Below are 8,199 nucleotides of genomic sequence, written 5' to 3'. Positions count from 1 at the left end.
AGAGGCTAGTGACGAGTCAAAAGCAGTGAGGCTTGAACAAAGTGAAAGCCAGCGTCTTTAGGCGCTGGCTGGTGATGTGGGCTTACAGCCCTTGTTCAAACCACCCGTTTGACGGGTGGTCATGATTTAATTGAGTTCAGACTTGTCTGGTAAAAGTATAGCCAGAATGATGTAGGCAGTTAGAAAGGGTAGGTTGGTCACAATAGCTAATATAATGACCACTAAACGAACATTTTCTAATTTCCAACCGTAGTTTTCATATAGGTCAAAGTAGTCATAAAGACCTGCGATAACGCCAGCCAGTTCACCACGACTTTTGTCCTTATACCATTTCTTTTTCATATTCCTTACCTCTAAGGCTTAATCACGTCAACCCCACCCATGTATGGACGGAGTACTTCTGGAATGGTGACAGAACCATCTTCGTTTTGGTAGTTTTCAAGGATTGCTGCAACGGTACGACCAACTGCTAGACCAGATCCGTTGAGGGTGTGGAGCAATTTTACCTTGCCATCAGCAGCATCGCGGTAGCGGATTTGGGCGCGACGAGCTTGGAAATCCTCGGTATTTGAACAGCTTGAGATTTCACGGTAGGCATTTTGGGCAGGAATCCAGACTTCCAAGTCATAGGTCTTAGCAGCTGAGAAGCCCATATCGCCTGTACAGAGGGCCAAAACGCGGTATGGCAAGCCTAGTTTTTGGAGAATATTCTCTGCGTTTGCCGTCATTTTTTCCAATTCATCATAAGACTGTTCTGGTGTGGCAAATTTGACCATTTCAACCTTGTGGAATTGGTGAAGGCGAATCAGACCACGGGTGTCACGACCAGCAGAACCAGCTTCAGAACGGAAAGATGGACTCATGGCTGTGAAGTAGATTGGCAGGTCTTTTTCTTCCAAAATCTCGTTGCGGTAGTAGTTGGTCAATGGCACTTCCGCAGTTGGGATGAGGACGAAGTTAGTGTCTGCCAACTCAAAAGTATCTTCCTTGAACTTTGGATACTGACCAGTACCAAACATAGAGTCGTGGTTGACCATGTAAGGTGTGATGATTTCCTGATAGCCTTCTGCGATATGCTCGTCCAACATGAAGTTGTAGAGGGCACGTTCTAAGCGAGCACCTAAGTTCTTGTAGAAGAGGAAGCGGGCACCAGTGACTTTTGCCCCACGTTCCCAGTCCAGAATATCTAGATCTTCACCCAAATCCCAGTGAGCTTTTGGCTCGAAAGTGAATTCACGGGGAGTTCCCCAACGGCGAACTTCCACGTTTTCTTCTTCATCTGCACCAACAGGGACAGAATCGTGCGGCGTATTTGGAAGAACTGCAAGGATGGTATTTAGTTTTTCATCAATTTCCAAGAGTTCAGCATCCAAGTTTTTTACATCGGCAGATAATTTTTGCATGGCAGCAATTTTGTCATCCGCATTTTCCTTGTTGCGTTTTGCTTGGGCAATCTCCGCAGAAACGGTGTTGCGCTCTGCTTTTAATTCTTCTACAGTAACCAAAATTTCACGGCGTTTTGCATCCAATTCCTTGATGTCTGCCAAGGTTTCGGCAGCCACACCACGAGTAGCTAATTTGGCAGCAACTCCGTCAAAATCTGTACGAATACGTTTGATATCTAGCATAGATGTCTCCTTTAGAATAAAAAAACACAGAATGAGAGATGCTGGAGCGATATTTACCGCGGTTCCATCCAGCTTCACATTCTGTGCACTTGATTGTATTTTGATAATTTCATAACGGTAGAATTTCACAACTTTTTCCTATCTGCTCACAGCGACCGCAGACTTTCTGAAAGGAGCTAGAAGCTACTTATCCGTTTCTACTATTATACTTGATTTTTTATTTTTTGGCAAATAGATTCGAAATTTTTCTGCCGATTGTTTGCAGAAGAGTCGGTAATTTCACAACTTTTTCATTGCCGATATGCTCACGGGCAATTTTAAGAATCTTACCAGAATCCTTAGAGGCAAACAAGAATCGACTTTTTTCTGTATAAATTTCAAAATGACGGCTGATTACTTTTCCAGAAACGTTTGCGCCAATGCTAGTCATTTCTGACCAGGGAATTTGGATAAAGCGCTCAACGTTGCTATCTGGGTAGAACTCAAGTGCCTTGTCACCAATTAGAAATTTTCCAACCTTGCCACCAAAGCCCATGTAGGAAACCCCTGTGGTTTGGAGTTCAACGCTTGTATTTTGTGATTGTGCCATAGTGCTTCCCTTCCTAGATATTCATTATATCATAAAACCCCGCAAGAGCGGGGTCCTTGATTACATAATGTTGAAGAAACGAGCAAGAATACCTACGATGAAGAGACCGATAATCATTGTGATTGGTGTTACTTTCTTCTTAAGCAAGTGCATGCAGAGGAAAGTAAGGAGAAGTCCCATCAAACCTGGAATCAAGCTGTCCAACTGACCTTGTAATGTTTGAGCTTGAGTTGGTTCAAGGCTAAGTCCGCTAAGAGCTTGACCAAGAATACCTTTCAACTCAGCACCAGTAACAGTACCTTCTGGGAAGACGATGTAAGCTCCTTCTGACAATTGTTTAGCAGGAAGATTTACAGCGAAAGTAATAGATACCCAACGTTGAACAAGAACGGCAAGGATGAACATACCAAGGATTGAAGCACCTTTAGTGATGTCTTGAAGGATACCACCAGACATGTCTTTAGTGATTTCGCTACCAGCCTTGTAACCAAATTCTTGTGTATACCATAGGAAGGCCATACGAATGATGTTCCAGCCAAGGAAGAAGATGATTGGTCCCATGATATTTCCAGATAGTGCAAGTGAAGCACCAAGAGCACCAAGGATTGGACGAACAGTAAACCAGAAGACTGGGTCACCGATACCAGCAAGAGGTCCCATCATACCGATTTTCACACCTTGGATAGCTGTGTCATCGATTTCAGCACCATTAGCACGCTCTTCTTCAAGGGCAAGAGTTACACCAAGGATTGGTGAAGCAACGTATGGGTGTGTGTTGAAGAATTCCAAGTGGCGCTCAAGAGCAGCAGCTTGATCTTCTTTTTTAGTGTAAAGTTTTTTGATAGCTGGGATCATTGCATAAGCCCAACCTAAGTTTTGCATACGCTCATAGTTCCATGAACCTTGAAGGAAGGTTGAACGCCACCAAACTTTTTTACGATCGCTTACGGAAAGTTGAATTTTTTCTGACATGATGAATCTCCCTTCTCTTAGTAGTCTTCAAGGATGTCGCCGATTGGGTCGTTAGATGAAGCACCACCGTTACCTGATCCGCCTTGTTTTGACAAGTTGAGGTAGATAAGCGCGATTGCAACACCGATAACACCAAGTGCGATAAGTGTCAATTGGCTGATAGCAGCAAAAGCAAAACCGAGGGCGAAGAATGGCCATACTTCACGAGTTGCCATCATGTTGATAACCATAGCGTAACCTACGGCAACAACCATACCACCACCAACGGCCATACCACCTGACAACCAAGCTGGCATTGCTTCAAGTACTGATTGAACAGCTTCTGCAGGAATTGCAAGAAGAAGAGCTGCAGGAACTGCGATACGCAAACCTTGAAGGAGAAGTGCAAACAAGTGGTAACGTTCTACAGCAGCGAAGTTTGCATCTTTAGCAGCATTGTCAGCACCGTGTACAAGACCGACTGAGATAGTACGAACGATCATTGTAAGGAAAAGACCAGCTACGGCAAGAGGGATAGCAGTTGTTGTTGCAACGGCAATACCTTCAGTTGAGAAGTCGCCACCTTTGATCATGATGATTGCAGCAGCTACAGAAGCAAGAGCAGCGTCAGGAGCAACGGCTGCACCAATGTTTGCCCAACCAAGTGCAATCATTTGTAGAGAACCACCAAGCATAACACCTGCAGCCAAGTTACCAGTCACAAGACCGATAAGGGTACAAGCTACCAATGGTTGATGGAATTGGAATTCGTCAAGGATACCTTCAAGACCAGCGAAGAAGGCAACGATGACAACGAGAATTGCAGAAATAAGTGTAATATCTGACATGTTGTAATCCTTTCTATACTAACAGATCGATTTATTGAACGTTTGCCTTGTTGATAAGTTCAAACAAGTCTTTCTTCGAATCGTTTGGTACTTTACGCACATCAAATTCAACGCCAAGGTCACGCAATTTTTCAAAGGTTGCAACGTCATCTTTGTCCATTGACAATACGTTGTTAACCATTGTTTTACCAGTTGAGTGAGCCATAGAACCAACGTTCAATTCTTTGATTTCAACACCACCTTCAATTGCTTCAAGAGCTTCTTGAGGAGTTTCGAAAAGAATCAAGGCGTGAGTGTTACCGAATCGAGGGTCTTTAGAAACCTCAATCAATTTCTTGATTGGGACAACGTTCGCTTTTACGTTACCAGGTGCAGCTTGTTTGATGAGTTGTTTACGCAATTCATCTTTGGCAACTGTATCTGATGCAACGATGATACGATCTGCTTTGGAAGCAGGAGTCCAACCAGTCGCCACTTGACCGTGCAAGAGACGAGTGTCGATACGGGCTAAGTTGATTTTCAACTTGCCATCACCGATAACAGTACCTGGAGGGATAGCACCTTGTAGTGCAACAGGAGCAGCATCGGCAACAGGAGCAGCTTCAGCTGGTTGAAGTTCTTCTGGAAGAACTTTGATACCATCTTTGGCTTCCTTGATAATGTTTGCCGCAACTTCCTCCACGCCAGCAGCAGCGTTAATCATACGCTCTGTGTAAGCTTGGATAAGCATTGGCAAGTTTAGACCGGTGATGATAGCAAACTTACGATCTGGATTTTCACCAGCTACACGGCTTGCTTGGTTGAATGGTGAACCACTCCAAAGGTCAGCCAAAACCAAAACTTCATCATCGGCATCGAATGCGTCCACGGCAGCATTTAGCTTAGCGTATAAATCATCTGGACCTTCACTTGGCATAAAAGTAACAACTTGTACTTTTTCTTGTTCGCCAAAGATCATTGAACCTGACTGATGAATACCAGCAGCAAATTCGCCATGACTTGCAATAATGATTCCAATACTCATTATTGATCCTCCTAAATTTTTCTTGTTCATGTAAAAACCATTGAATGGGCTTTCATGTTCGAACTGTAACATTATAAAACGTTTTCAGTGCATTTGTCAAGAGGAATTATGTTAAAAGTGCAAAATATTTCCGAAATTTTTCATAAGTTGGTTTCAGAAAAGTGATAAAAATATGCAACGAATATGACAAAAACCTGACAGTTTATCAGGTTTTTTGATGTCTATAAAAATAGGTTTTCTAGTTCACGTGCGACACCATCTTCAAAATTAGCAAATGCTGTCAATCTGTCGGCATGTGGACGAAGTGTATCGCTACAATTTTTCATGGCATAGGCTGTTCCTGCTAGGTCTAGCATCTCAACATCGTTGTGCTCATCGCCGAAGGCAATTAAGTCGCTAGGAGAGGCTTGGTAGAGGTTAAGAACATAGCTCAGAGCGGTTGCCTTATTGACACCTTTTGCACAAGTTTCGAGGATATTTAATGGTCCACCCCACGTATTGATTTCTAATTCATCTTTGAAATAGGCATTCATTTCTTTTGCAAGTTCATACTTATCAGTTGCACGAGTTTGCATAAGGATGGAATGAGGATCGCTAGTGATTAACTCAGGTCTGATGAGTGTATCTGGAGTAATCTGTTCAACCCCCATCAGAGCCGGATCAATCTTGTCTAAGTTCTTTTGAGTGATGTAGAATTTATTCTTGTATTCACCGGCAATAAAATCTGCCTCAAACGTTTCTTCTTCTTTTAGAAATTCGAGTAGGTATTTTTTGTCGATTAAAATATTTTGTTCCCATTGCCATTTCTTTCCAGGGATGTGAACTAAAGAACCGTTGAAATTAATCATGGGAGTATCCAGTTCTAGTTGGTGGTAATATTTTTCAGCCATTCGATAGGGGCGACCTGTGGCGATAAGAACGGTGTGTCCTGCTTGGCGGACCTTCTTTATAGTTGAGATGGTATAATCAGATAATTGACTATCATTATTGAGCAATGTACCGTCCAAATCGATAGCAATGATTTTTTTCTTCATATTTAATAGCATTCCTTTCTAGATTTGTCATACTAGTTTTTAATAGCAAAAAGTGTTTAGGTAGTAGTTAGCCTGCTGAGAAATTGTTTTATGCGTCAAAGAATAGTACTTGTAGGTAACCATATCTTGAACTAATAATTTCCAGTATAACAAAAGGAGATAATAAAAGCAAAGAAGCAATAAATTTTTTATAGATCGTCCGCAACTTTTTAATGTTCGTTATTTACGAATGTTAAAGGCTAAAAATAAACAAAATAACGTTTTCAAGATTAAAAAACTTGAAATTATAATGTTTTTTGATTATAATGTTTTTATCGTTCGTAAATTAAAGGAGAAATGAAAAATGGATCAATTTTTTAAATTGAAAGAACACGGAACGACGGTTTCAACAGAAATTATGGCAGGTCTTACGACTTTCTTTGCCATGTCCTATATTTTGTTCGTTAACCCGAGCGTATTGAGTGTGGCAGGTATGCCGACTCAGGCAGTCTTTTTAGCGACAATTATTGCGAGTGCTGTATCAACGCTTGTTATGGGATTATTTGCTAACGTACCTTACGCCTTGGCACCAGGCATGGGGTTGAATGCCTTCTTTACCTATACAGTGGTTATCGGTCTTGGTTTTACTTGGCAAGAAGCTTTGGCAATGGTTTTCCTCTGCGGTTTGTTTAACGTTTTTATTACCGTTACAAAGGTTCGTAAGAGCATTATTAAGGCGATTCCGATTAGCTTGCAACATGCCATCGGTGGAGGTATCGGGGTTTTCGTTGCCTATCTTGGTTTTAAAAACTCCAATTTAATCACCTTCTTGACATCTGGTTCAGATATTATTACTGTAAATGGTGTTGCTCCGGCAGATGCAACAGCTGAAACATTCTCAAACGGTGTTTTCTCTGTTTTTGCAGGTGGAGGTGTTGTCCCGTCTATTTCAACTTTTACTGAACCAAGTGTTCTCTTGACAGTGTTTGGTCTCCTCTTGACAGCTGTTTTGGTTATTAAGAACGTGCGTGGTGCAATTTTGATTGGTATTATTGCAACGACTGTAGCTGGAATTCCAGCAGGTGTTGTGGATCTGTCTACAATTGATTTTGCAAACAACAATATCGGTACAGCCTTTGCGGAGCTTGGTACGACTTTCTTAGCAGCTTTTGGTGGTCTATCTTCGCTCTTTGCTGATTCAAGCCGTCTACCACTTGTTTTGATGACTATCTTTGCATTCAGCTTGTCAGATACCTTTGACACACTTGGTACCTTTATCGGTACAGGTCGTAAGACTGGTATTTTCTCAGAAGAAGATGAGAAAGCTCTCGAAAATGGTACAGGCTTTAACTCTAAGATGGACAAGGCCCTCTTTGCAGATGCGATTGGCACCTCTATCGGTGCACTATTTGGTACTTCAAATACAACGACATATGTTGAATCGGCTGCAGGTATCTCTGCAGGTGGTCGTACTGGTCTGACAGCTGTTACAACAGCGGTTCTCTTCCTTCTTTCAATTCTTATCTTGCCATTTATCGGTATTGTACCAGCAGCGGCAACTGCTCCAGCTTTGATTATTGTCGGTGTCATGATGGTTTCATCATTCCTAGATGTGGATTGGAGCCAATTCGAAGACGCTCTTCCAGCCTTCTTTGCAGCCTTCTTCATGGCGCTTTGCTTCTCAATCTCATACGGTATTGCAGCAGCGTTTATCTTCTATTGCTTGGTAAAAGTTTCGACAGGTAAGGCTAAAGAAATTCATCCAATCCTTTGGGGTGCTACAGCTCTATTTATTCTGAATTTCATCATTCTAGCCATCTTGTAATCTGTTTATTATCCTTGAACTGATCTTCATTTGAAGGTCAGTTTTTGTATTTACGATTAAAATATATGGGAATCAATGTGCTTCAGTTAATAAAATACTGTCTTGAATGTTGTAAATTGCAAACGGATGGAGTTTATTTTTCCATTTCGTCGTTTCTCTGTCTTCTCTTAGTGCCATTTTTACTCCTTGTGACTGTATTTTAAATGGCTGTTCGTTATTGTAATCAAGATGTCACATACCTGGACATCTGCTGGTTTAATGTCATGATGGGGGGAAAAATTTATCATGTAGTCTTTGGGAGTCACAGGGCATAGAATAACC

8 protein-coding genes are annotated in these 8,199 nt (G+C 41.8%); 1 reads left to right on the top strand and 7 read right to left on the bottom strand.

Features of this window, described 5'->3' with window-relative positions; all coding sequences use genetic code 11:
• Positions 1–126 precede the first annotated feature (126 nt).
• The 7 genes from K5Q34_RS07065 to K5Q34_RS07035 all read right to left on the bottom strand — a co-directional run bounded on the left by K5Q34_RS07065 (position 127) and on the right by K5Q34_RS07035 (position 6,074).
• Entirely contained in the window at positions 127–342 is a 216-nt protein-coding gene (locus tag K5Q34_RS07065; protein WP_024381939.1) for a PspC domain-containing protein, read from the bottom strand.
• Between the two features lie 11 nt (positions 343–353).
• On the bottom strand, positions 354–1,628 hold the full coding sequence (gene serS / locus K5Q34_RS07060; RefSeq protein ID WP_044676233.1) for a serine--tRNA ligase: 1,275 nt from the start codon (positions 1,626–1,628) through the stop codon (positions 354–356).
• A gap of 217 nt (positions 1,629–1,845) precedes the next feature.
• Entirely contained in the window at positions 1,846–2,217 is a 372-nt protein-coding gene (locus K5Q34_RS07055) for a DUF956 family protein (RefSeq protein ID WP_044679250.1), read from the bottom strand.
• Between the two features lie 60 nt (positions 2,218–2,277).
• Positions 2,278–3,189: a PTS system mannose/fructose/sorbose family transporter subunit IID gene (locus tag K5Q34_RS07050; RefSeq protein WP_014736293.1), complete on the bottom strand. Its 912-nt coding sequence runs from the start codon at positions 3,187–3,189 to the stop codon at positions 2,278–2,280.
• Between the two features lie 17 nt (positions 3,190–3,206).
• Positions 3,207–4,016: a PTS mannose/fructose/sorbose transporter subunit IIC gene (locus tag K5Q34_RS07045; protein WP_024384519.1), complete on the bottom strand. Its 810-nt coding sequence runs from the start codon at positions 4,014–4,016 to the stop codon at positions 3,207–3,209.
• 31 nt (positions 4,017–4,047) lie between these two features.
• Positions 4,048–5,040: a PTS sugar transporter subunit IIB gene (locus K5Q34_RS07040; RefSeq protein ID WP_012775315.1), complete on the bottom strand. Its 993-nt coding sequence runs from the start codon at positions 5,038–5,040 to the stop codon at positions 4,048–4,050.
• 221 nt (positions 5,041–5,261) lie between these two features.
• Positions 5,262–6,074 carry a Cof-type HAD-IIB family hydrolase gene (locus tag K5Q34_RS07035; protein WP_024395413.1) on the bottom strand — a complete coding sequence of 271 codons (813 nt, stop codon included), beginning with the start codon at positions 6,072–6,074 and terminating at the stop codon, positions 5,262–5,264.
• A 343-nt stretch (positions 6,075–6,417) separates the two neighbouring features.
• Here K5Q34_RS07035 and K5Q34_RS07030 point away from each other — a divergent pair, with 343 nt between their 5' ends.
• Positions 6,418–7,878 (top strand): NCS2 family permease, encoded by a 1,461-nt coding sequence (locus tag K5Q34_RS07030; protein ID WP_024414516.1) that lies wholly within the window; start codon positions 6,418–6,420, stop codon positions 7,876–7,878.
• The last annotated feature ends 321 nt before the right edge of the window (positions 7,879–8,199 follow it).

Origin of the sequence: Streptococcus sp. 2018110 (assembly GCF_019754115.1) — a bacterium.
Taxonomy (GTDB): Bacteria; Bacillota; Bacilli; order Lactobacillales; family Streptococcaceae; genus Streptococcus; species Streptococcus hashimotonensis.
This window is presented reverse-complemented; position numbering and strand designations above follow the sequence as displayed.